This window comes from Gordonia sp. HS-NH1, from assembly GCF_001418765.1.
In the GTDB taxonomy this organism is placed as follows: Bacteria; Actinomycetota; Actinomycetes; order Mycobacteriales; family Mycobacteriaceae; genus Gordonia.
Genome location: NZ_LIYC01000121.1, coordinates 1 through 603 on the forward strand (window position 1 = coordinate 1; position 603 = coordinate 603).

At 68.2% G+C, this 603-nt stretch carries 1 pseudogene; it reads left to right on the top strand.

From position 1 onward, the window contains the following. Nucleotides 1-603: pseudogene (locus tag AMD30_RS24325) on the top strand (transposase); the annotation flags it as partial.

Genomic DNA, 603 nt, shown 5'->3' on the forward strand with positions numbered 1-603 from the left:
GCCCACACTGAACTACTCACCAACGCCGAAGCGGTGGCCGCGCAGCGTAGGAACGAACGTGACCAGGCCGCCGAGAAGTCCCAGCAGGCCCGCGAGGAGAAGATCGAGCGGGCGCGGGAACGCCGCGCTGCGGGCGGGCCCGCCACAGGCAAGGGATCGTTGCCGATCGAGATCGAGGTCGAGGTGCTGACCGAATCGTTGGCGCGGGCCATCGCGACCCACCAAGCAAAGATCGACCACTATCGACCTGGTCAGCGAGGCCGCAAACCCGGGCCGGTCGAGACGAACTACTACGTCAGGCGCGCCCAACGAGCACTCGAGCGGGCACAGCAGCGGCAGCAGCAACGTGACGCCGCGGCAGCGGCTCGGCCCGCTGCGGTCTGCACCCCGCCGACCACCGCGACCGCGGCTGCACCGTCACGGGAACCCCGCCGTAACATCACCGACCCGCAATCACGGATGATGGGATTGCGCGGCGGCGGCTGGCTCCAAGGCTTCAACTGCCAGGCCGTGACCAGCGATGACGGGCTGATCATCGCGACCGGCGTGGGCAACAACCCTGCCGATGTCACCACCTTCACCACCATGCTCGACAAAGCCGTC